This is a genomic window from Cohnella baijiui (genome assembly GCF_020731285.1).
In the GTDB taxonomy this organism is placed as follows: Bacteria; Bacillota; Bacilli; order Paenibacillales; family Paenibacillaceae; genus Cohnella.
In genome coordinates this window covers 1-219 of the sequence record NZ_JAJFOW010000448.1, presented here as the reverse complement: position 1 = coordinate 219, position 219 = coordinate 1, and the positions used below count along the sequence as shown (strand labels likewise).

Sequence of the window (219 nt, the reverse complement as noted above, 5' to 3'; positions counted from 1 at the left end):
ATGGTTTTTGCTATTCCACGTGAGGGCAAAACATACATCGGAACGACAGATACGAATTACCAAGGCGATATTGCAAATCCCAAGATGACCGTAGAAGACCGTGATTATATTATACGTGCGGCAAACTTTATGTTTCCTACATTGAAGCTTACCGCCAACGACGTAGAATCAAGCTGGGCAGGCCTGCGTCCGCTCATTCATGAGGATGGGAAGTCTCCG

Annotated in this window: 1 protein-coding gene; it reads left to right on the top strand. The window is 46.6% G+C overall.

Translation table 11 applies throughout. The features are described 5' to 3' along the window. Nucleotides 1-219: FAD-dependent oxidoreductase (locus LKX83_RS33335; protein ID WP_227887595.1), on the top strand; the 219-nt coding region annotated here is incomplete at both ends.